Raw genomic sequence first — 22,366 nt, 5'->3', positions numbered from 1 at the left:
CTCATCGAAGGAGAGTTGTTCGTGCCGAGGCGTTACCCCGAGGAATTCCGTCGCAAGGTCTTGGACCTGGTCGCTGCAGGCCGACCGGTCGCCCAGGTCGCTGTGGACCTCGGGATCAGTGACCAGACGATCTACGCCTGGCGCAAGCAGGAGCTGATCGACACCGGACAACTACCCGGCGCGAGCAGCGTCGAGCAGTCCGAACTGACCGCGGCCAAGCGGCGCATCCGCGAGCTCGAGCACGAGGTCGCGATACTGAAAAGGTCGCGCGAGCTGCTCAAAGAGCAGGCCAACGGCCCAAAAGGCGGTACGCGGCCATAGCCACCATCGCCGGGGAGGGTTTGCCGGTGCAGGTCGCGTGCCGGCTGCTGGAGGTCTCGGTGTCGGGCTTCTACCACTGGAGATCCCGCCCGCCCTCACAACGCTCGGTCCGCCATGCCTGGCTGACCGAGCAGATCCGGGCCGTGCACGCCGCCTCCCGGGGCACCTACGGCGCACCACGAGTGCACGCCGAACTCACCCTCGGACTCGGCATCGGCGTCGGCTACAACCAGGTCGAGCTGCTGATGGCCCGCGCCGGTATCAAGGGCCTACCCGGGGTCAAACGCGCCCGGCCCCGGCACCAGACACCCAGCGCTGGTGACCTGGTCAACCGGGCATTTGCCCGCCCTGCGCCGGATCAACTGTGGGTCACCGATATCACCGAGCACTACACCCGCGAGGGCAAGCTCTACTGCGCGGTCGTGCTCGACACCTACTCTCGGCGGGTCGTCGGCTGGTCGATCGACGCGACCCAGACTGCGGCGCTGGTCACGAACGCGCTCGGTATGGCCATATCGAACCGCTCACCGCGACCGGGCGCCACGATCATCCATTCCGACCACGGCGTCCAGTTCACCTCCTGGGCGTTCACCGAGCGGGCCCGCAAGTCCGGGCTGGTGCCGTCGATGGGCTCGATCGGTGACTGCTACGACAACGCCGTCATCGAATCCTTCTGGGGCAGAATGCAAACCGAGCTGTTGAACCGGCGACGATGGCGGACCCGGATCGAGCTGGCGAACGCGATCTTCGAATACCTCGAGATCTTCCACAACCGGCGCCGCCGCCACTCCGCTCTCGGCATGCGCACCCCGATCGAATACGAGATGATCCCACCACCGGTCCAACCCGTGGCCTGAAGTCCAGCATCGTGACTCCACGAAACCGGGGGAACATCAAGCCCTCCAGAGAACCGGGGGAACCTCACCCACTCGCGGCCGGGGATTTCCCGGAAACCCGTCAACCCGCCGAAGCTGAAGCCACCTCGGCCTCCGGCTGGGCCGATCGATCTGCCGATTCATCAGCCGAGCGGGCCCTGCTGCCCCAGATGATCAAGACAAGCACGATGCCGATTCCCAGCACAGCAAACGACAGGCCACCGATACCGCGAAGGCTGTCGACCGAGGCCATCGCCGCGATTCCGAGAACGACTCCGGTCTGCCGCGCTGCGCCTTGGGCGCCCTGTGCGGTCGCGGCCATCGTTTTCGGAGCGACGAGGGAGATGTCGGTGGTGGTGGCCGGAATCGTGAGGGTGCCACCCACTGCGAGCAAGGTGCCACATGCCACGGCGATCCCGTAGGAGGGGTGGAGTTCGGCAGCCACCAATCCCACAGCACCGACCATGCAGGTCAGCAGGCCCGCGAGGATGATCGGCCGCGTGCCGTAACGAGTGATCAGCCGACCAGTCACCAGAGGCAGCACGCACATCGGCAGAGTCATCGGCAGGAATGCCAAGCCGGTGTGAAGGGGCGACATCTGCAGGGTGTCCACCATCCAGATCGTCAACCCGAACAATGATCCGTAGAAGGCGAACGCCGCTACCATCACTGCGACCATGTCCGCTGCCACTCCCGGTGCGGTCAGCAACTGCGGAGGCAACGCCGGGGCCTCGACTCGGCGCTCGACGAGGATGAGCAGCAGCAGCACGACCGATCCGATGCCGAACGCCACGATCGATCCCGGCGCCAGCCACCCGGCGGTTCCGGCGTGGATGATCCCGAATGTGACCGATCCCAGGCAGCACACCGACAACAGCAGACCCGCGAGGTCGAACCGTCGGTAGGTCTGCGGACGTGCGCGGTTGAGGCCCGCGCCCAGCAGTAGCACGACTGCGACGACGAAGGGATTGATCAGAAATACCACGCGCCAGCCGGACACTCCGATGAGCGCGCCGCCGGCAACCGGGCCCAGGGCGAAACCGACACTGCTCATCGCGGCCCAGACTCCGATGACCCGCGACCGTTGCGCCGGATCGGGGTAATGGGAGGCCAGCAGCGCAAGAGAGGCCGGCACCAGCCCCGCGGCCGCCGCGCCCTGCAGTGCGCGCCCCACGACCAGAACGGGCGCCGACGCAGCCGATGCGCACACGACCGAGAAGATCGCGAAAAGCACCATCGACGCGAGGTAGACCCGGCGCGGGCCGAACCGGTCGGCCATCGAGCCGGCGACCAGCAACATACCCGCGAAAGTCACGGTATAGGCGTCGACGACCCAGGGCATCACCGAAGCTGCGGCGTGCAGATCATCTCGGATATCGACCAAGGCGACATTGAGAATCGACACATCCAACACGACCAGGAAATTGCCTCCGACCAACCCCGTCAATAGCAGCCATCGTGGTAGCACAGGCATCGCGCCACCTCCTCGTCGCCAAACTCCAGTTAATGTAGCGGTCACTACGCTCATGAGGGAACTTCCTACCCGAAGCGACTGCTACAGTCAAGGGGTGCCGAGGCCGATCGACCAAGCGAAGCGCGAAGCGCTCCTGCGCGACATCCGCGCCTACATCAGCGACAATGGCCTCGCCGACCTCTCGTTGCGACCACTGGCGGCAGCCCTCGGCACCAGCGACCGCATGCTGATCCACTACTTCGGTACGAAGGACAACCTTCTGGCTCAAGCTCTCGCGAGCCGCAGGCCGGAGTTCCATCTCGTCTTCGACGACGTCGACACCCGCCAGGCTCTGCACTCAGGGCTACGGCGGCTATGGCAGTCGATGACCAGCGGCGAAGACGTGCAATCGGTCCGAATCCTGCTGCAGGCGATGGGCATAGCCTGCACCGGGCCAGGCCAGTTCACCGCCTACGTCACCACAATGTTCGACACCCTCACCGACGCGCTCACCCACGCAATCCAACGCTGCGGGTCCTCGAGCGAAGACGCCCGGATCGAAGCAACCGTGCTGGCCGCGACCTTTCGAGGTCTGCTCTTCGACCGCCTCATCACCAACGACGAAGACCGCACCAACGCCGCCGTCACCCAGCTCATCCACCACCACGCACACCCCCAGCACCACGACCGTGATCACAGCACTGTTGATTGAAGGGTGTTTCCGGCCTGATTCGCTGACCGATGGTCAGCGGGAAGGTGCCGCTCACGGAACCACCTTGGTCCAGCCACGGTGAGACACCAACCGCGACAGCGCGTTCCGTCGGCGCTGAACAGGGTTCGGATGGCCGGGTCGACGGGACGAGTTGGTGCCGCCGGGGACAACGCCGCGACGGAGAGCTTCTTCGGCCCTTCAGCGGCCACATATCAGGGCAGGTACCCGGCCAGCGCTGTGCTGAGCCGGGTAGCCGGGACGCAGGGCTCCTCGACGCCCTCGGCGGAGAGGTTCCTGATGACGAAGGCGACGGTTCCGCCGGACACCGGGAAGCCGGCGTAGCAGCCGATGTGGTTCGAGTCCTGGGCCGCGCGGAAGCGGTACGCCTCGCGGCCGGCGATGGTCAGCGGGGCGAAGTCGAGGTAGCGGCCGCTCTGCCGGAAGCCGGTGATCGACTGCTCGACCGAGACGACGGTCAGTTCGACCGCGCCCGTCGCCGATAGCCAGCGGCAGTTGAGGTCGGCGGCGCCGGGGCCGCCGAAGGTGGACTTGCTGGCAGGGCGGTAGTCCTGGGCGGCGATGGCGGTGTCGGGGATGGCGCAGGGGTCCCAGAGCGGGGTGGAGGTGGGCTGGTTCCGGGCCTCCGGTGCGCCGCACGGGGTCGCGCCGCAGGCGTCGGTGCCGCCCGGCTGTCCGTCGATCGGGGCGGAGTTGCCCGGCTGTTCGCCGCCGGGGGCCGGGTTCGGATCGCTCGAATCCACACCGCCCGGGGCCGAAGAATCCGGTGCGGGCGTCCGGGGCGACGACGTCACCGCGACACTGCTCGCGGGCGCCCCCTCGGCCCCGCGCTCCTCGGTCGCACACCCGGCCACCACCATGATCGGCGCTACGACACCGAGCACCAGCCCCCTGCCGAACTTCCGCATGACTCTCCCCCTCGCTTCCGCGCGCAGCACCGAATAACGCCGCGCGCAACGGTTTCCGAGCGCCGCCATTTACGAACACTCATGTTCACTGTCGGGGCCCGACCCGTTCCCGTTACATCCCGGGCGAGACAGAGATCCGGCGCCGGGAGATCAGGACGGGCGCAGCGTCAGCGACCCGGACTCGAACGACTCACCGCACGCCGAGCAGTGCAACTCCCCCACGAACTCGTGCCCGCAGGTGTGGTCGAACCGCACCGGATCGGCACCCTCCCGCACGTGCTCGTGCCCCCACCGCTTGAGCGCGAGCAGCACCGGCGCGAGCGCCCGCCCGGACTCGGTCAGCCGGTAGGCATAGCGAGCGGGCCGCGAACTGTACTGCTCCCGCGCGATGACCCCGTGCTCGACGAGCTTTCGAAGCCGCGTGGTCGCGATATCCCGCGGCGCCCCGGTATTCCGCACCACCTCGGTGAACCGCTGCTGGGCATAGAACAGCTCGCGCACGATCAGCAGACTCCACCGATCCCCGACCACCTCGAGGGCGTCGGCGATCGTGCAGTCACGGGGAGTCTTCTCGGCGGGTGCCGCGGGCATGGACACATTCTGCACCCCAGTGGGTTGCTTTTTCAAACCGACTCCCCCACGATAGGCGAGTTCGGTTTTCCAACTAACTGGGAGGGGTTGTGCCCCCTACGGATGCACCACGGCTCGCCGGGCAGGTAGCCCCCGAAGCCGCCACCGCGGCCATCACCCTGCTGTGCACGGCCGCCTTCATGACCATGCTCGACCTGTTCATCGTGAACGTGGCCTTCGCCTCGATCGGCCGCACCTTCGCCGGCTCCTCGCTGGCGGGGCTGAGCTGGGTGCTCAATGCCTACATCGTCGTGTACGCCGCCTGCCTCATCCCGGCGGGCAGCCTGAGCGACCGGTACGGGCGCAAGCGCGGGTTCCTGGCCGGGCTCGCGCTCTTCACGATCGCCGGGCTCGGCTGCGCGGTGGCGCCGACGCTTAGTGCGCTGATCGGCTTCCGGGTGCTGCAGGCGGTCGGCGCGGCGGTGCTGACGCCGACCAGCCTCGGGCTCATGCTCGACGTGCTGCCGGTGCGGCGCCGGGCCGGTGCGGTGCGGATCTGGGCCACCACCTCGTCGTTCGCGGCGGCGTTCGGGCCGATCGTGGGCGGGCTGCTCGCGGAGGCGTCCTGGCGGTGGGCCTTCCTGCTCAACCTGCCCATCGGCGTGCTCGCGCTGGTGGTGGCGGCGCGGCTGCTGCCCGCCTCGGCGCCGTCGGCGCGGACGCGGATTCCGGATCCGGTGGGGGCGGTGGCGATTGCGGTGGCCGTCGGCGCGCTGTCGTTCGGGCTGGTCCGGGCCGAGGAGTGGGGGTGGGGGTCGGGGCGGATGCTGCTCACGGCGGTGGTCGCCGCGTTGGCGCTGGCGCTGCTCGGGTATCGGGCGTGCACCCATCCGGCGCCGGTGCTTCCGCCGAAGTTGTTCCGCGCGCCGGGTTTCGGCGTCGCCAACCTGACGATCCTGCTGTTCACCGCGGCGTTCAGCGCGGTCTTCCTGAGCGTGGCGCTGTGGCTGGAGACGGCCGCGGGGTACGGCCCGCTGCGGGCCGGGGTGGCGCTGCTGCCGGGGCCGCTGGCCGTCCCGCTGTTCGCGGCGCTCACCCGGCGCTGGGCGGCGGGGGTGCCGCCGGGGTACGTGGTCTCGGCGGGGCTGGTGGTCTTCGGGCTCGGCTCGCTGCTGCTGGTGCTGGGTGGCGGGGTGGAGTACGGCACCGGCATCCTGCCGGGCTGGATCGTCATCGGCGCGGGGATCGGGATCGCCATGCCGACCGTCATCGGCGTCGCCATCGCCGCGCTGCCGCCCGAGGACACCGCGACCGGGAGCGCGGTGGTCAATACCGCGCGCCAGGCCGGGTACGCGCTCGGGATCGCGGCGCTGGTGACGATTCTCGGCAGCCTGCACGCGAGCGACGGCTTCCGGCAGGGCTGGATCCTGGTGACCGCGCTCGTCCTCGCGGGCGCGGTGACCGCGCTCGGCATCGATCGACGGGTGGCAGCCCGATGACAACGTTCACCGAGACCAGCGATCCGCACGTGCTGAGCACCGAAGCGGCCGCGGAATTACTGGCCACCGCCCCCTGGCGCCGGTTCGGCGTCTTCGGCGACAGCCTCTCGCTCGGCGTCGGCGACGCCACACCCGGCTACGAGGAGCTCGGCTGGCCCGCCCGGGTCGAGCGCGCACTGCGCCTGGTCCGCCCCGACCTCGCCTACCTGAACACGGCGCGGGTCGGCGCGACCACCGCCCAGGCATTGGACGAGCAGGCCGCCCGGATCGAGGAATTCCACCCCGACCTGCTGCACCTCAACAGCGGCGCCAACGACATCATCCGCCGCACCCCGGACTGGCACCGGATCGAGGACGACCTCGCCGCCATGTACGCCTGGGCCGGCGGCACCGGCGCCCGGCTCAGCGTCTTCACCCTCGGCCGCGCCTTTCTGATCCCCGCCTTCCCGGACTTCGCCGACCGCGTCGCCCGGCTCAACGACCTCACCCGTACCCTCGCCGCGCAGCACGGCGCCGCCGTCGCCGACTGCTGGGCGCACCCGCTCAACGACCGCCCCGACCTGCTCAGCGCCGACGGCATCCACTTCGCCACCACCGGGCAGGCGGTGATCGCGAGCCTGCTGGTGCGGGCGCTGGCGGCGGGTCAGGCGTAGGTGTAGTCGTCGAGCGGGAAGGTCCGGCTGGTCCACCAGGCCTGCAAGCCGGTGGTCGGGCGCAGCGAGCTGAAGTCGCCGTGGTGGTCGAAGTAGTAGCTGCCCGCCGGGGCGCAGTCGCTGATGGCGAGCAGCGAGTTCCGCGCCCTGGCCCGGACGAACTCGAGGAAGCGGGCATTGGCCTCGGGGCGCACGGCGACCCGCTCGGCGCCGCGACGCCCGGCCTCGCGCAGCACCCGGATGATGTGGTTGGCCTGGGTCTCCACCATGACGTGGTAGGAGCCGCCGGACCAGGAGTAGGGGCCGAAGAGGGAGAAGGCGTTCGGCAGCTGCGGCAGGCTGACGCCCTCGTAGGACTGCAGCGGCTGGTGCTCGAAGAACTCGGCCAGGTCGAAGCCGTCGGAGGTGCGCACCGGGGAGAGCCGGTAGTTGACCGGCTCGTGCGCGAAGTGGAAGCCGGTGGCGAGGACCAGGACGTCGAGGGGGTGCTCGGTGCCGTCGGCGGTGCGGATGCCGGTCGGGATGACGCGCTCGATGGCGTCGGTGACGAGCGTGACGTTGTCCCTGGTGAAGGTGCGGTACCAGGCATTCGAGACGCTCGGGCGCTTGCAGCCGAAGTCGTAGTCCGGGGTGAGCGCGGAGCGCAGCCCGGCATCGCGCACCTGGGTGCGCAGCAGCGCCCGGCTGGTGGCGGAGAGCCCGCGGGCCAGCGGCGCCACCGAGCGGCCGTAGGCGGCGACCGCGACCAGCAGCGCCTCCACCTGGGCGGTGAAGGCGTAGCGGAGCACGTTCTGCGCGCCGGGCACGGTGGCGAGGGCGCGCTGCACCGGCTCGGGCACCGGGAGGTCGAGCTTGGGCAGCACGTGGATGGCGCGGCGCTGGAAGACGCTCAGGTGCGCGGCGTCCTCGGCGACGTGCGGCACCAGCTGCACGGCGCTGGCGCCGGTGCCGACCACGCCGACCCGCAGCCCGGTGAGGTCGCGGTCGTGATCCCAGTGCTGGGACTGCATGACGGTGCCGGTGAAGTCGGCGAGCCCGGGGATGGCGGGGGTGCGCGCGTTCACGAACGGGCCGAGCGCGCTGATGACGTAGCGGCTGGTGAACTCACCGCCGCTGGTCCGCAGATGCCACACCCGCGCGTCCTCGTCCCAGCGCCGCTCCAGCACCTCGGTGCCGAACTCGATGTGCCCGGCGATGTCGTACTTGCGCACGCAGTGGTCGAGGTAGGCCTTGATCTCCTCCCCCTTGGGGAAGAGCCGCGACCAGTGCGGGTTCTTCTCGAAAGAGTACTGGTAGCTGAACGAGGGCACGTCGGCGCCGACGCCGGGGTAGGTGTTGTCGCGCCACACGCCCCCGATGCCGGTGCCGCGCTCCAGCACCGTGAAGTCGTGGATACCGTTGCGGCGCAGCAGGATCGCCATGCCGATCCCGGCGATACCGGCGCCGATGATCACGAGTTCGCGGTCGGGGGTGGTGCGGGGTTCGGGGGTCATCGGCGCGGGTCCTTCCGGGCGGACAGCAAGCGGTAACAGACGCTTCAATATGAAGCGCATGTTTCAACTTATGACCCGCCGCTGTCAAGGGCCGGGCGCGTCAGCCCTGCTCGCGCACTGCCCCGAGCACCGCGAAGACCACCGCCACCGCGGCGTCGGCGAGCCGGTCGCGGCCGACCGGGAGCCGCCCGTCGGTCCACTCCAGGTACAGCGAGACCAGACTGCCGCCGAGCGCGGCCGCGCCGAGCGCCAGCTCCTCGTCACCGTCGGGGACCACGGCGCCCGCCTCGGCGCCGAGCACCGGGATGAGCAGCCGCAGGAAGGCGGGGGCGCGGTCGGCGCTGTGTTTGCGCAGGGTGTCGTCGGCGAGCGGCTCGCGCAGCAGGATGCGGGCGCGGCCGGGGTCCTCCTCGAAGTACCGCGCGCAGATCTCGAAGATCTCCCGGATGGCGGCGCGCAGCCCGGCCCCGGTGTCCACCTCGCGCATGCGCTCGAAAAGCCGGGTCTCCACCCGGTCGTAGACCGCGAGCACGAGATCCTCGCGGGTGTCGAAGGTTTCGTAGAAGTAGCGCGGGCTCAGGTTGGTCTGCCGCATGACCGCGCGGGTGGTCACCGCGGCGGCGCCGCCGGTGCCGAGCAGTTCCTCGCCCACGTCCAGCATCTGCTCGCGGCGATCCAGGGAGCGGTCCCGCAGGGTCTGGCCGCGCCACAGCTTCGGAGAGCTCATGCGGCGATCCTCCCATCCCGGGGCGGTATTGACAGCGCCCGTTTCAAGATGAAACGCTTGCTTCATCTTCTTCGGAGGCCCTCAGAGAGGCGACGCCATGACCCCCATTGCCCGTCACCACTTCGGCGCGGACGCCAGGCACCACCCCAGCCTGCGCTCCCGGCTCGCCACCGCGGCGGTGCGCGAACTGGTCCGCCCGGTGCTGCGCCGGGTGCCGATCTCGCCGCTCGCCCTGCGCGCGGGTGCGCTGGTCGATGCCGGGGCGCGGCTGCTTCCGGTGCGCGCCGCGGTCCGGGTGGAGCCGGTGCGCGGCGCCGGGGTGCGGGGGGCGGTGGTGCGCGCCGACGGGGTCGCGGCGGGGTTCGGCGCGGGTGCGCTGCTCTACTTCCACGGCGGTGGTTTCGTGGCGGGCGGGCTGCACACGCACCGCCGCTTCGCCGCCGAGCTGTCCGCGGCCGCCGGGGTGCCGGTGGTGCAGGTGCGGTACCGCTACCTGCCGCAGGCCACCGTCCCGGAGTCGGTGCACGACTGCCTCGCCGCCTACCGCTGGCTGCTCGAGCAGGGCGCCACCGCGGAATCGGTGGTCTTCGCGGGCGATTCGGCCGGCGGCTTCCTCGCGCTGAGCACCGCCATCGCCGCCGCCACCGCGCAGCTGCCCGCCCCGGCCGCGGTGGTCGCGCTCAGCCCCTGGCTCGACCTCGACCTGACCGCCAAGCTCGCGCACCGCAATGCCGCCACCGAGGCATACCTGCCGACCGCGGCCTTCCCGCGGATCGCCGAGCTGGGCTGTACCAGGGACGGCCGGGTCGACCTGTCGCTCTCCCCGGTGGCCGGTGCGCTGGCCGGGCTGCCGCCGACGCTGCTCGCCGCCTGCGACGACGAGTTCCTGCGGCTGGACTCCGAGGTCATGGCGGCCCGGCTCGCCGCGGCGGGGGTGCCGTGCGAGCTGCACCTCTGGTACGGCCAGATCCACGCCTTCCCCGTCGTCTTCCCGTACCTGCCGGAGAGCCGCGAGCTCACCGCCGAGATCGCGCGTTTCGCCCGCGACCACATCCACCCCGCCGCCGCGACCACCGCGGCCTGACCCGGAAGGAACCCCGTGACCATCCCGACCGCGCTCGCCCGAGAGACCGGCGACCACCCCGCGGCCCTGCTCGACGAGCTCCGCGAACTCACCGCGACCGCACCCGCCCGCGCCCGCCTCGCCTGCTGGGACCACGTGCTCGCGGCGGGCGCCGCCGACGACCGCGACCTGCTCGACGCGCTCTTCGCCGCGGGCACCGCACCGGAGCTGCACGGCGACTACGAGGGCATCGTGGTCGGCAAGCTCTTCGGCATCCCGGCGCTGGCGCTGCTCAACCCGGTGGTGGCGATCGAGCCCGGCTGGGTCGGCAAGAGCTTCGACGCCGCCACCGGGACCGGCGCCAACCGGCTGAACCGGCTGGCCTACCTCGCGCTGCGGGCCGCCGTTCCCGGCTATCGGGGCTGGGTGCGCACCGGTTCGGTGTATCGCGGCTTCCGCTTCACCCACCGGGTCGAGAAGGCGATCCTGGCCCCGCACAACCAGGTCGTCGCCGTCACCTACACCGATCCGGCGCTCGGCAACCCGGGCAGCAGGGTGGTGCCGATGGAACGCGTGCGGGACGAGATCGTCGAGCTGGTGCCCGGCGTGTACCTCGGCCGCGCGCAGATGATCTCGACCGGCGGCGTGGTCAGGGCGGTCGGCTACTTCGCCATGCGCGCGCCGCGGCCGGGGGCGCGGCGGTGACCCGGCTGGACGGCGTGACGGCCTGCGTCACCGGCGGCGCCCGCGGCATCGGCCGGGCCACCGCGCTCGCGCTCGCCACCCGCGGCGCCCGGGTCTGGATCGGTGATATCGACGCGAACGCCGCCGAGGCGACGGCGGCCGAGGTCGGCGGGCACGCGGCCCCGCTGGACGTCACCGATCCGGCGAGCTTCGCCGCGTTCCTCGAATCCGCGGCGGCGAGCGGGCCGGTGGAGATCCTGGTCAACAACGCGGGCATCATGCGGCTCGCGCCGTTCCTCGAGCTCGATATCGCCGGGCACCACCGGGAGCTGGCGATCAATGTGGGCGGGGTGGTGAACGGGATGAGCCTGGCGCTGCCCGGCATGGTGGCGCGCGGGCGCGGCCACATCGTGAACGTGGCCTCCATGGCGGCCAAGGTGACCACGCCGGGCGCGGCGGTGTACTGCGCCTCCAAGTTCGCGGTCGCCGCGCTCTCCCGTGCGGTCCGCGCCGAGCTGGACGGGACCGGGGTCAGCGTCACCACGGTCATGCCCGCGGCCGTGCACACCGAGCTCACCTCGGGGGTGAACCTGGCGCTGCAACCCACCCTGCAACCCGCCGAGGTGGGCGAGGCCATTGCCGACACCGTGCGGCACCGGCGCGCGGAGGTGACGATTCCGCGCTGGCTGGCGCCGATGGGCACGGTCGAGCAGGGGGTGCCGGAGTCGGCGCTGCGGCTGGTCAAGCGGCGGTTCGTGGGCCGGGACCCCGGGCAGTACGACGCCGGGCGGCGCCGCGCCTACCTGGACCGCATCGGCGCCGAGCCCGAGCGTCGCGCCGCCACTCACCCCGACGGCTGAGTCCGCCGCTCGGTGGGTGCGTTCACGCGGAACTCCGCTCGGCGGCCGCCCCCTCGGTGGAGGCGTTCACGCGGGTCTCCGCTCGGGGGATGAGCCGTCGCCGGTCCGAATCGCTGCCGGACCGCTCAGCTGCGGCCGATGCTCGGCCAGGGCCGCCGCCAGCTCGGCGCGGTCGTCGAAGTGCCTGGTCGCGGTGGCGTAGCGCTGGACGGTGTCGGCGCCGCGGCCCGCGAGCAGCACCAGGTCGCCGGGGCGGGCGGCGGCGATCGCGTGCCGGATGGCGGCGGCGCGGTCGGCGATCTCGACGGTTTCGCCGCCGGCGGCGCCCGCCAGCACCTGGTGGCGCAGCTCGGAGGCGGATTCGCGCTCGGGGCTCTCGTCGGTGACCACTACCAGGTCAGCCCGGTGCGCCGCGGTCCGGCCGAGCGCCGCGCGCTTGCCCGCATCCCGGTCGCCGGTCGCGCCGATCACCACGATGAGCCGGCCCGCGGTGCGGCTCCTGGCCCAGGCGAGCACCGCGCGCTGGCCGTCCTCGTTGTGCGCGTAGTCGACGAAGGCCAGGAAGTCCTGGCCGGCGTCGACGCGCTCCAGCCGCCCCGGCACCACGCCGAGCTCGGCCATGCCCGCCGCGGCCGCTTCGGGGTCGATGCCCGCGCCCGCCAGCACGGCCAGCGCGGTCAGGGCATTGCGCGCCTGGTGTGTGCCGAGCAGCCGCAGCCGGACCGGGAAGCTTCCGCCGGGGCCGTGCGCGCGGAAGCGGGTGCCGGTCAGCTCGGCGCGAATATCGGTGGCGCGCCAGTCCGCCGCGGTACCGGGCGTGGTGCCGCAGGTGACCGTCGGCAGCCGCACCTGGCCGGCCAGCCGCAGCCCCCAGGCGTCGTCGACGGCGATCACCGCGCGCTCGCTGCGCGCCGGGTCGAAGAGCGCGGCCTTGGCGGCGAAGTAGCGCTCCATGGAGCCGTGGTGGTCGAGGTGGTCGCGGGCCAGCCCGGTGAAGGCGGCGCAGGCGAAGTGCGTGCCGTCCACCCGGTGCTCGGTGAGGCCGTGCGAGGAGACCTCCAGCACCGCCGCGCGGGCGCCGTCGGCGCGGCAGCGGGCCAGGTGCCGGGCGATGACATCGGCCTCGGGGGTGGTGCGGGTGGCGGGCTCCGAGCGCGCCGGGGTCCGGGCGACGATCCCGCCGAGCAGCCCGCTCGGGATTCCGGCCCCTGCCAGCCCGGCGTCGAGCAGGTAGGTGGTCGAGGTCTTGCCGTTGGTGCCGGTCACCCCGAAGACCGGCAGGTGCCGCGAGGGGTGGCCGTGCAGCCGGGCGGCGAGCGGGCCCAGTGCCGCCCGCGGCGCCGCCGTGACCAGCGTCGGGAGGGTGCGCGCGGGCCGGTCGCTGACCACCGCCACCGCGCCGCGGCGCCGCGCCTGCTCCTCGAAGTCGAGGCCGTGGTTCTGCCGCCCCGGCAGCGCGAACCACAGCGTGCCCGGCCGCACCGCCCGTGAGTCGGCGGCGACCCCGGTGACGAGCCCCGCGCCTGCTCCGGGCGGGAGCGGGCAGCGCAGATCGCGGGCGATTTCCTCGAGCGTGACGGGCACCAGGCGTTCCTTCCGGCCGCGACGGCCCGGCGGGCCCTCGAGAGTACTTCGGCGCGGAGTACCCCGTGGAGACGCGCTACTCCTCCGGGGATCGCGGGCGGCGCGCCACCGCTCCAGCGCGGCTTGCGCCTGGGTGAGCTGTTGGCGCAGGACGACGGCGAGCCCGGTGGTCAGGACGCCCATGGCGAGCGCGCCGATCTCGGCGAGCACGGCGGCGGCGCCCGCGCTGTCTGTCGGCGAACCGACCGAATCCCCCCGGCAACCGTCGAGTAGCCGAGCCCCATCGTGCCCGGGGTATCCAGCGGCAAGCTAGGCTAATGGTCATTAGCCCGTACCGGCCGAGGGGCGGGCGAGACTCCGACGGGAGCGTCATGACGGTGGAGCTGTCGTACTCGGACGAGGTCACCGGCCTCGTCGCCCGCACCGAGGCCTTCGTGCGCGAGGTGGTGCTCCCGGTCGAGGACGCCAACGGCGGCGACATCGCCGTCGCGGGCTCCGACAAGATCCGGGTCGAGCTGCAGGGCGAGGCGAAGAGCCGCGGCATCTTCGCCCCGCACGCGCCGCTCGAGTACGGCGGCTTAAGGCTGGACATGAGCGACCGCGCCCCGGTCTTCGAGGCCGCCGGATACTCGCTCTTCGGGCCGCTCGCGCTGAATATCGCCGCGCCGGACGAGGGCAATGTGCACCTGCTCGCGCATGTCGCGAGCCCGGAGCAGAAGCAGCAGTTCCTGGCCCCGCTGGCGCACGGCGACCAGCGCTCGGCCTTCGCCATGACCGAGCCCGCCCCCGGCGCCGGCTCCGATCCGTCGGCGCTCACCACCCGGGCGGAGAAGGCGCCCGGCGGCTGGAAGATCAACGGCCACAAGTGGTTCATCACCGGCGCGGACGGCGCCGGGTTCTTCATCATCATGGCCCGCACCTCCGGCGCGCCCGGCGACCGCGGCGGCGCCACCATGTTCCTCAGCCCGGCCGACGCGCCGGGGCTGCGGGTGGAGCGGCACATCAACACCCTGGACAAGTCCATGGTCGGCGGGCACTGCGAGGTCTTCTTCGACGATCTCTTCGTGCCCGACGAGGCGGTGCTCGGCGCGGTCGACGAGGGGTTCGCCTACGCCCAGGTGCGGCTCGGCCCGGCCCGGATGACGCACGTCATGCGCTGGCTCGGCGCCGCGCGGCGCGCGCACGACATCGCCGTCGCGCACGTGGCGCAGCGCCGCGGCTTCGGCTCGGCACTCGGCGATCTCGGCATGGTGCAGCAGCTCGTGGCCGACAACGAGATCGATATCGCCGCCACCCGCGCCCTGCTGGTGCGCGCCTGCTGGGAGCTGGACCAGGGCGATTCCGCCGCCAACGCGACCGCCATCGCCAAGACCTTCGGCGCCGAGGCCATCGGGCGGATCGTGGACCGCTCGGTGCAGATGTGCGGCGGGCTCGGCGTCTCCGACGACCTGCCGCTGGCCCGGCTCTCCCGCGAGGTGCGGCCGTTCCGGGTCTACGACGGGCCGTCCGAGGTGCACCGCTGGGCGCTGGCCAAGCGAGTCGTGGGCGCCGCCAAGCGGGCCGCGCGGGAGCAGGCGTGACCGCCACCGTGCACGAGGGGCTGGATCTGGCCGCGCTGCTGCGGTTCTTCGCCGAGCGGGGCATTCCGGTCGACGGCGAGCTGCGGGCCGAGCTCATCTCCGGCGGCAAATCCAACCTGACCTTCCTGATCGCCGACGACCGCACCCGCTGGGTGCTGCGCCGCCCGCCCACCGCCGGGCTCACCCCGTCGGCGCACGACATGGCGCGCGAGTACCGGGTCTGCGACGCGCTCCAGGGCAGCGGGGTGCCGGTGGCGCCGACGGTCGCGCTCTGCACCGACGAGCGGGTGCTCGGCGCGCCGTTCGCGGTGACCGGGTTCGTCGAGGGGCGGGTGGTGCGCACCGCCGACGACCTGGCCGCGTTCTCCGACGCCGAGATCGCCGCCTGCACCGACGAGCTGATCCGAGTACTCGCGGCGCTGCACGAGATCGAGCCCGGCGCGGTCGGGCTGGCCGGCTTCGGCCGCCCCGAGGGGTACCTGACCAGGCAGGTCGCGCTGTGGGCGCGGCAGTGGGAGCGGGTCAAGACCCGCGAGCTGCCCGACCTGCACCGGCTGCACGACCGGCTCGCCGCCGCGATCCCGGCTCGCTCCGCGGTCTCGATCGTGCACGGCGACTACCGCATCGACAACACCATCCTGGCCGCGCCGGGGCAGGTCGCGGCGGTGGTGGACTGGGAGCTCTCCACGCTCGGTGACCCGCTCGCCGACCTGGCCCAGATGTGCACGTACCGCCACCCGGCGCTCGATGCCATCATCGGCGAGACCGCCGCCTGGACCAGCGCCCGGCTGCCCGGCGCCGACGACCTCGCCGGGCGTTATGCCGCGCGCACCGGGCGCGATCTCGGGGAGTGGGGCTTCTACCTGGGGCTGGCGCACCTCAAGCTCGCGGTGATCGCCGAGGGGATCACGCATCGGCACCGGGCCGGGGCGACCGCGGGGGACGGGTTCGAGCACGCGCACCGCGCGGTCGGGCCGCTCGTCGCGGCGGGATTGGCCGCGCTCGGGGAGTAGGGGTCCGGGCCACGTCGCACGCCCGAGCCGGGCGCCGGACCACCGATGCGCGGCCGAGTCAGGCGCCGGACCACCGGTGCGCGGCCGAGCCTGGCGCCGGAACGCCGGTGCGCGCTCGGGCCGGGCGGCGGACCGGGACGCGATGAGCGTGCTCATCCGTCCCCGTCGACGATCCGCTGCACCAGCGCGCCGTAGCGGCGGATCAGCGCCTCGTCCTCGATGGCGGCGGGATCGAGCAGCTCCAGGTGCCGGAGCGCGGCGGCGAGCCCGAGCAGCTGCGCCATGACGAGCTGGGCGCGCAGCCGGTCCGGCGCGGTGTCGCCGATCTGCTCGGCGACGGCGTCCAGGTAGCGGGTGCGGATGTCGGCGCGGGTGCGCGCCGGATCCTCGGATTCCCGGATGAGCACCGGCGCCATGGCCCACGGCTCCGGCTCGTCGGCGCGGCGCCGCTCGACCAGCCGCCGCACCAGCAGGAAGCCGGGTGGTTCGTCCGCGGGCGGCGGCGCCTCGTCCAGGGCGGCGCCGGAGGGGTCGGCGGCGGCGAACAGCTCGGCCTTGCTCCCGGTCAGCTTCATGACCAGGGCGGGCGAGCAGCCCGCCGCGGCGGCGATGTCCTTGATGGTGGTGGCGGTGTAGCCCCGGCGGGCGAAGAGCTCGCGGGCGGCGGCGATGACGGTGTCGCGGGAGTCGCTCACCGGACGGCCTGCAGCGCGTGGTCCAGCTCGAAGTCGACGGCGGCGGGCCGGGTCAGCACGGCGACGTGCCTGGTGACGGTGCGCCGGTCGGCGGCGAGCACGGTCACCAGGTAGCGCCCGCTCGGCGGCTGCGCGAGCTCGTAGCTCCCATCGCCGCCGGTGACCGTGGCCGCCACGTACTCCCCGCTGGCCTTGACCAGGCTGACCACCGCGCCGGCGCACGGCTCCCCCGCCGCGGTGACCCGGCCGTGCAGGCTGAGCCGCCGGGTCAGCAGCACCCGCGGCCGCTCCGAGTCCGCGGCCAGCTCCATGACCTGCGATTCCGGCGCCCAGCCATCCGCGCCGGTGATCACCAGGTACGGCCCCGGCGCGGGCAGCACCACGGTGAACTCCCCCGCGTTGTCGGCCCGTCCCCAATCGGCGGGCTCGCCGGTGGTGCGCAGCACGGTGACCACCGCGTGCCGGATCGGCTCGCCGCCGCTGCCGTGCACCGTCCCGGTGACCACCAGCTCCTCGGGGCGCTCCTCGTCGTCGGGCACCGGATCGGCGGGCGCCTCCACCCGCGGAATGAAGCACGCGACCGCCGTCGCCACCGCGGCCGCCACCGCCGCCGCCACGAACACCAGCTGGAAGGCGGCGAGCGCGGGCAGCCGCACCCCGCTCACCTCGACGGTGACGGTGGTGAGCAGCGCGGCGATGAACGCGCTGGAGATCGCGGTGCCCACCGAACGCAGCAGGGTGTTGAGCCCGTTCGCCGAGGCGGTCTCGGTGATCGGCACCGACCCCATGATGAGCATGGGCATGGCGGCGTAGGCGATGGCGGTGCCGACCACCACGAACATGGCGCCGCCGATGATCAGCGGAATCGAGCCGTTGCACAGCGCGCGCACCACGTAGGCGACCGCCAGCACCGCGGTGCCCGTCACGAGCGTGTACTTGGCCCCGATGCGCCCGATCATCCGCGCGGAGACCGGCGCGAAGACCACCATCATGAGTCCGGCGGGCGTCATGCAGAGCCCCGCCGCCAGCACCGAGAGCCCGAAGCCGTAGCCGGTGCTCGCCGGCATGGTCAGCTCCTGGGTGGTGGCCAGCATGTTCGCGTACATGGAGATGCCGCAGAGCAGCGCCGCGACATTGGTGAGCAGCACCGGGCGCCGCGCGGAGGTGCGCAGGTCGACCATGGGCAGGCTGACCCGCAGCTCGAACGGGAACCAGAGCGCGAACCCGAGCACCGCGATCGCCGCGGCGCCGAGGGTGTACCCGCTGGTCCACCCCCATGAGCTGCCCCTGGAGATCACCAGCAGCAGCGCGACCAGCGCGATGGAGAGCAGCACCGCGCCGCCGATGTCGAACCGGCCCCTGGTGCGCACCGCCGACTCCGGCACCACGGCCAGCACCGCGGCGAAGAGCGCCGCCGCCGCGACCGCGGAGAGCCAGAAGACCGACTCCCAGCCCAGGTGCTCGTAGAGCACGCCGGGCAGCGGCAGCCCCAGCGCCGAGCCGATGCCGAGCGTCGCGCTCATCATCGCCGTCGCGCCCGCGACCTTGCCCCGGGGCAGCTCGTCGCGCAGCATGGCGATGCCGATCGGCACCAGCGCCGAGGCCAGCCCCTGCAGCCCGCGCCCGACCAGCACCGCGAGGAAGGTCCCGCCGACCGCGGCGAGCACCGAGCCCGCCACGATGGTCGCCAGCGAGACCAGCATCATGAGCCGCTTGCCGAACATGTCCGCGAGCCGGGACAGGATCGGCGTCGCCACCGCCGCGCTGAGCAGCGTGATCGTCACCAGCCAGGAGGCGCTCGGGTAGCCGACCCCGAGAATCTCCGGGAATTTGCCGAGCAGCGGGACCACCAGGGTGTGCTGCAGCGCCACCACGATGCCGGAGAGGCAGAGCACCGCGGTGAGCAGCCGATGCGGCGGCGCTTTCGCCGGACTGTCCACGCGGGCTCCTTACCGAGACGAACGAACGTTCCCTGTGAGGTGAACACACGTTCACCTCTGGATGCAACCGGGAATGCCCCGTGCGACCATCGGGGGATGACACCGCCACCGACCCTGACGGCCGTCTCGGTGCAGGAGCTCGCCGATGCCGCGCTCGGCGCTTCGTTCGCCGCGCTCGACGCGAACGGGGTTCCGGCGACGCCGCTGGTCGTCGTGGAGCTGGACGGAACCCCGTGGGACGCGGCGGTGATCGCCGCGGCTACCGCGGTGCTCGCGCATCCGGCGAGCCCGGTCGCCGTCGGTATCGCGGGCCGCCGTCCGCCGCCGGAAGCCGAGCCGCTGCTTCGCGCGCTCACCTGCACGCTGGGGGCGGAGGAGTGGTCACCGCAGGTGGTGGCCGCGCCCGACAGCCTCGGGTCGATCGCCGCGGCCGTGGCGCGGGCACCGCTCGCGGCGCTGGCCATGAACGGTTTGCTGCGGCTCACCGCCGATGCGCCGGTGGGTTCGGCGCTGGTCGCGGAGTCGCTGGCGTACTCCATGCTGCTCGCCGGGGACGAGTTCGCCGCCTGGCGTGCTTCCCGACCGGTGCGTCCCATTCCGCCGCCGGTCGCGCCGCCGGTGCTGGCGGAGCGCACCGGGAATCGGCTCGACCTCACGCTCAATCGGCCCGAGCGGCGCAATGCCTTCGCACGGGAAGTTCGGGAGGCGCTGCTGGAGGCGCTCGATATCGCGGCGCTCGACCCCGATGTGACCGAGGTGCATCTGCACGGGGCCGGGCCGGATTTCTGCAGCGGCGGTGATCTGGACGAGTTCGGCACCGCCACGCACGCGCCGACCTCGCACGCGGTCCGGCTGCAGCGCAGTGCCGGGTACGCGGTGCACCGGCTCGCTACCCGGCCCGGGACGACCGTGCACGCTCACCTGCACGGTGCCTGCATCGGGGCGGGGCTGGAGGTTCCCGCCTTCGCCACCCGGGTGTACGTCGCCGAGGATGCCCGGTTGCGGTTGCCGGAGTTGTCGATGGGGTTGGTGCCGGGGGCGGGCGGGACGGTCGGGGTGGTGCATCGGATCGGGCGCTGGCGGGCGGCGTGGATGGTGTTGACCGGGGCCTATGTGGATGCGGAGACGGCGGTGCGGTGGGGGCTGGCCGATGCGCTGCGGGAGCGGGAGTAGGGGCGGCGGTATGCCGGAGGTTGTTCCCGGGTCCGGGCGGCCCGGTGGGGCAGTTCGCCTGCCCGGGAAAGCGGCACCCGAGTCAGCCGGTTCGGTCGCCTCGCTCGATGCCGCGGGTGCCGGGCGGGCGCTGGCCGCGTGGGCGCGCTCGGGTGCGATGGCGCTGACCGGGCGTGCCGGCGGGCCTCCCCTTGCCGCGCCGGGCTCGCCCGCGCTCGTGGTCGAGCGGGCTCTGGAACGGGTCGCCGCCGCGGCCACCGGGCGCGCGCCCGACCTGCCCGGGGTTTCCCTGCTCGGCGAACGCGCCGCGTTCACCGGCTTCACCCGCAATGCCCCCTGGTCGTGCGGGGGCCGCTTCCGCGCGGTGCCCGCCCGCGACGGCTCCGTCGGGCTCTCCCTCGCCCGCCCCGACGACATCGCCCTGATCCCCGCGCTGGTCGAGCGCGACGACTGCGCCGACCCCTGGGCGGCGCTGGCCGCGTGGGCACGGGAACTCCCGGCCCGGGTCGCCGACGAGCGCATCGCCCTGCTCGGACTACCCGGCGGCGCACTGGACTCCCCCGCCACTCGGCCGCCGGTACTCCGCAGCCCCGGCGGCCTCCGGACACGCCGGACCGAGCGCCCCCGCGTGATCGATTTCAGCGCCCTGTGGGCGGGCCCGCTCTGCACCCACCTGCTGACCCGAACCGGCGCCGAGGTGATCAAAATCGAGAGCCGCACCCGCCCCGACGGCGCCCGCACCGGCCCCACCGGCTTCTACGACCTCCTGCACCACGGGCAGCACAGCGTCGCAGTCGATTTCGATGATCCAGCCGACCGCGACCGCCTGGCTCGGCTGGTCGCCGGCGCCGATCTCGTGGTGGAGGCCTCCCGCCCGCGCGCCCTGCGCCGCCTCGGCCTCGACGCCGAAGCGCTGGTGGCCGCCGGCGTCTCCTGGCTCTCGATCACCGCGCGCGGCCGGGGCTCCGACCGCGTCGGCTTCGGCGACGACATCGCCGCCTGCGCCGGGCTGCACGCCACCGCCGGCGACACCCCCGTACCCTGCGGCGACGCCATCGCCGACCCGCTCACCGGCGCCGTGGCCGCCGCCGAGGCCGCCGAGGTGCTCCTCGACGAGCGCGCCCGCCTCATCGATATCTCCATGCACGACCTTGCGGCCGAGTCCGCCTCCGGCCCGGTCCCCGCCCACACGGTGTCGCTCCGCGCCGGGCAGTGGTGGGTCGAGTGCGAGGCGGGCGCCTTCCCGGTCGCCCGCCCCGCGCCGCGACCCGCACCCGGTTCCGCCCCGCCATCGGGTGCGCATCCCCTGGAGTCACTGCTGTGAGCTGGCTGATCCGGGATGTCTCGCTCGCGGACGGGCGCACCGGCGTCGATGTCCGCCTCGACGGCGGGGTGATCGCCGAGATCGGCACCGGACTGAACCTTCGCGGAGAGACCGAGGTCGACGGCGACGGCGCCGTCCTGCTGCCCGGCCTGCACGACCACCACATCCACCTGCACGGCACGGCGGCCGCCCGCGAATCCATCGACTGCACAACCGGTTTGGCGGCACTCCGCACTGCGACCACCCCGCGCGTCCGCGCGGTCGGCGCGGGCGTCTCGGTCGACCGGCACACCCTGGACCAGCTGGTCCCCGACCGCCCGGTCCGCGTCCAGCACCGCTCCGGCGCCCTCTGGATGCTCAATACCGCCGCCCTCGCCGAACTCGCACCCCTCCCCCACCTCCCCGGAATCGAACGCGACGCCACCGGCGAGCCCACCGGCCGCCTCTGGCGCCTGGACGACCTGCTGCGCGGAACCTGGCCGCCCCGAGGCGATCTCACCGCCCTCGGCCGCGAGCTCACGGCGTTCGGCATCACCGGCGTCACCGACGCCACCCCCGGCCTCGCCGACCCCCCGGCACTACCCCAGCACGTCACCGTGCTCGGCGAGCGCAAACTACTCCTGCACGACCACGACCTCCCCGGTTACGACGAACTCCGCGACCGCATCGCGGCCCTGCACCGGCGCGGCCTCCCGGTGGCCGTGCACTGCGTCACCCGGGTCTCGCTGCTGCTCACCCTCGCGGTGCTGGACGAGGTCGGCACCCTCCCCGGTGATCGGATCGAGCACGGCGCCGTCGTCCCCGACCCGGAACAGCTGCGCGGCCTCACCGTCGTCACCCAGCCCGGTTTCGTAGTCGCCAACCGCGAAAGATACCGCGCCGAGGTCGATCCCGACGACCTCCCGCACCTCTACCCCTACGCGACCCTGCTCACCGCCGGAGTCGCGGTCCTGCCGAGCAGCGACGCCCCCTACGGCCCGCTCGACCCCTGGGCGATCATGCGCGCCGCCGCGAGCCGGGAACTCGGCGCGCACGAGCGGGTCCCGGTCCGGACCGTCCTCGACGGCTTCCTGCACGACGCCGAACTCCGCCCGCGCTCGATCACCGCGGGCGCGACCGCCGATCTCGTCCTGCTGGCCGCCCCCCTGCCCACGGCACTCGACTCCCCCGACGCGGCACTGGTCCAGCACGTGTGGATCGGGGGAAATCAGGTCCGCTGAG

General features: G+C 72.8%; 19 protein-coding genes and 1 pseudogene. 12 read left to right on the top strand and 8 right to left on the bottom strand.

Annotated elements, in window-relative coordinates:
• Positions 1–21: 21 nt before the first annotated feature.
• Positions 22–1,178 (top strand): annotated as a pseudogene (locus AB0H71_RS01715) (IS3 family transposase).
• Between the two features lie 100 nt (positions 1,179–1,278).
• On the opposite strand, the gene AB0H71_RS01710 reads toward AB0H71_RS01715, so the two are convergent.
• Positions 1,279–2,670 carry an MFS transporter gene (locus AB0H71_RS01710; protein ID WP_357013762.1) on the bottom strand — a complete coding sequence of 464 codons (1,392 nt, stop codon included), beginning with the start codon at positions 2,668–2,670 and terminating at the stop codon, positions 1,279–1,281.
• 94 nt (positions 2,671–2,764) lie between these two features.
• Here AB0H71_RS01710 and AB0H71_RS01705 point away from each other — a divergent pair, with 94 nt between their 5' ends.
• Positions 2,765–3,361, top strand: coding sequence for a TetR family transcriptional regulator (locus tag AB0H71_RS01705; protein ID WP_357013759.1), 597 nt, complete (start codon positions 2,765–2,767; stop codon positions 3,359–3,361).
• Between the two features lie 212 nt (positions 3,362–3,573).
• Here the strand turns inward: AB0H71_RS01705 and AB0H71_RS01700 are convergent, their stop codons facing one another.
• Positions 3,574–4,287, bottom strand: a complete 714-nt coding sequence (locus AB0H71_RS01700; protein ID WP_357013756.1) for a DUF3558 family protein — start codon at positions 4,285–4,287, stop codon at positions 3,574–3,576.
• 150 nt (positions 4,288–4,437) lie between these two features.
• On the bottom strand, positions 4,438–4,878 hold the full coding sequence (locus AB0H71_RS01695; protein WP_357013754.1) for a helix-turn-helix domain-containing protein: 441 nt from the start codon (positions 4,876–4,878) through the stop codon (positions 4,438–4,440).
• An 89-nt stretch (positions 4,879–4,967) separates the two neighbouring features.
• Here AB0H71_RS01695 and AB0H71_RS01690 point away from each other — a divergent pair, with 89 nt between their 5' ends.
• Both AB0H71_RS01690 and AB0H71_RS01685 read left to right on the top strand, forming a co-directional pair.
• The gene (locus tag AB0H71_RS01690; RefSeq protein ID WP_357013751.1) at positions 4,968–6,356 is read left to right on the top strand and encodes an MFS transporter; all 1,389 of its coding nucleotides are present in this window, start codon (positions 4,968–4,970) and stop codon (positions 6,354–6,356) included.
• Entirely contained in the window at positions 6,353–7,009 is a 657-nt protein-coding gene (locus AB0H71_RS01685) for an SGNH/GDSL hydrolase family protein (RefSeq protein WP_357013748.1), read from the top strand. The genes AB0H71_RS01690 and AB0H71_RS01685 overlap by 4 nt, the downstream gene beginning before the upstream one ends.
• Here the strand turns inward: AB0H71_RS01685 and AB0H71_RS01680 are convergent.
• Both AB0H71_RS01680 and AB0H71_RS01675 read right to left on the bottom strand, forming a co-directional pair.
• Positions 7,000–8,502 (bottom strand): NAD(P)/FAD-dependent oxidoreductase, encoded by a 1,503-nt coding sequence (locus tag AB0H71_RS01680; protein WP_357013747.1) that lies wholly within the window; start codon positions 8,500–8,502, stop codon positions 7,000–7,002. The two genes, AB0H71_RS01685 and AB0H71_RS01680, sit on opposite strands and share 10 nt — an antisense overlap.
• A gap of 100 nt (positions 8,503–8,602) precedes the next feature.
• On the bottom strand, positions 8,603–9,229 hold the full coding sequence (locus AB0H71_RS01675; RefSeq protein WP_357013744.1) for a helix-turn-helix domain-containing protein: 627 nt from the start codon (positions 9,227–9,229) through the stop codon (positions 8,603–8,605).
• A 97-nt stretch (positions 9,230–9,326) separates the two neighbouring features.
• On the opposite strand from AB0H71_RS01675, the gene AB0H71_RS01670 reads away from it, so the two are divergent.
• The 3 genes from AB0H71_RS01670 to AB0H71_RS01660 are packed head-to-tail and all read left to right on the top strand — an operon-like array spanning position 9,327 to position 11,836.
• Positions 9,327–10,313, top strand: a complete 987-nt coding sequence (locus AB0H71_RS01670) for an alpha/beta hydrolase (protein WP_357013741.1) — start codon at positions 9,327–9,329, stop codon at positions 10,311–10,313.
• Between the two features lie 15 nt (positions 10,314–10,328).
• Positions 10,329–10,997: a hypothetical protein gene (locus tag AB0H71_RS01665; RefSeq protein ID WP_357013739.1), complete on the top strand. Its 669-nt coding sequence runs from the start codon at positions 10,329–10,331 to the stop codon at positions 10,995–10,997.
• On the top strand, positions 10,994–11,836 hold the full coding sequence (locus AB0H71_RS01660) for an SDR family oxidoreductase (protein ID WP_357013737.1): 843 nt from the start codon (positions 10,994–10,996) through the stop codon (positions 11,834–11,836). Before AB0H71_RS01665 ends, AB0H71_RS01660 begins: the two co-directional genes overlap by 4 nt.
• A gap of 66 nt (positions 11,837–11,902) precedes the next feature.
• Here AB0H71_RS01660 and AB0H71_RS01655 read toward each other — a convergent pair whose 3' ends face one another.
• Entirely contained in the window at positions 11,903–13,420 is a 1,518-nt protein-coding gene (locus tag AB0H71_RS01655; protein ID WP_357013735.1) for a UDP-N-acetylmuramoyl-L-alanyl-D-glutamate--2,6-diaminopimelate ligase, read from the bottom strand.
• Between the two features lie 371 nt (positions 13,421–13,791).
• Here AB0H71_RS01655 and AB0H71_RS01650 point away from each other — a divergent pair, with 371 nt between their 5' ends.
• Both AB0H71_RS01650 and AB0H71_RS01645 read left to right on the top strand, forming a co-directional pair.
• Complete coding sequence (locus tag AB0H71_RS01650; RefSeq protein ID WP_357013733.1) at positions 13,792–15,000, top strand: acyl-CoA dehydrogenase family protein; 1,209 nt, start codon at positions 13,792–13,794, stop codon at positions 14,998–15,000.
• Positions 14,997–16,013 (top strand): phosphotransferase family protein, encoded by a 1,017-nt coding sequence (locus tag AB0H71_RS01645; protein WP_357013731.1) that lies wholly within the window; start codon positions 14,997–14,999, stop codon positions 16,011–16,013. Before AB0H71_RS01650 ends, AB0H71_RS01645 begins: the two co-directional genes overlap by 4 nt.
• 152 nt (positions 16,014–16,165) lie before the next feature.
• On the opposite strand, the gene AB0H71_RS01640 is transcribed toward AB0H71_RS01645, so the two are convergent.
• Positions 16,166–16,708 carry a TetR family transcriptional regulator gene (locus AB0H71_RS01640; protein WP_357013729.1) on the bottom strand — a complete coding sequence of 181 codons (543 nt, stop codon included), beginning with the start codon at positions 16,706–16,708 and terminating at the stop codon, positions 16,166–16,168.
• Positions 16,705–18,648: an MFS transporter gene (locus tag AB0H71_RS01635; protein WP_357013728.1), complete on the bottom strand. Its 1,944-nt coding sequence runs from the start codon at positions 18,646–18,648 to the stop codon at positions 16,705–16,707. Before AB0H71_RS01635 ends, AB0H71_RS01640 begins: the two co-directional genes overlap by 4 nt.
• A 96-nt stretch (positions 18,649–18,744) precedes the next feature.
• On the opposite strand from AB0H71_RS01635, the gene AB0H71_RS01630 reads away from it, so the two are divergent.
• The 3 genes from AB0H71_RS01630 to AB0H71_RS01620 all read left to right on the top strand — a co-directional run bounded on the left by AB0H71_RS01630 (position 18,745) and on the right by AB0H71_RS01620 (position 22,365).
• Complete coding sequence (locus tag AB0H71_RS01630; RefSeq protein ID WP_357013725.1) at positions 18,745–19,821, top strand: enoyl-CoA hydratase/isomerase family protein; 1,077 nt, start codon at positions 18,745–18,747, stop codon at positions 19,819–19,821.
• A 157-nt stretch (positions 19,822–19,978) separates the two neighbouring features.
• Positions 19,979–21,145 carry a CoA transferase gene (locus tag AB0H71_RS01625; protein ID WP_357013723.1) on the top strand — a complete coding sequence of 389 codons (1,167 nt, stop codon included), beginning with the start codon at positions 19,979–19,981 and terminating at the stop codon, positions 21,143–21,145.
• Entirely contained in the window at positions 21,142–22,365 is a 1,224-nt protein-coding gene (locus AB0H71_RS01620) for an amidohydrolase family protein (protein WP_357013722.1), read from the top strand. The genes AB0H71_RS01625 and AB0H71_RS01620 overlap by 4 nt, the downstream gene beginning before the upstream one ends.
• The last annotated feature ends 1 nt before the right edge of the window (position 22,366 follow it).

The sequence above is a fragment of the Nocardia sp. NPDC050697 genome, assembly GCF_040654395.1.
Classification (GTDB): Bacteria; Actinomycetota; Actinomycetes; order Mycobacteriales; family Mycobacteriaceae; genus Nocardia.
Note: the sequence above shows the minus strand (reverse complement) of the source record. Positions and strands in the feature narration are given on the sequence as shown.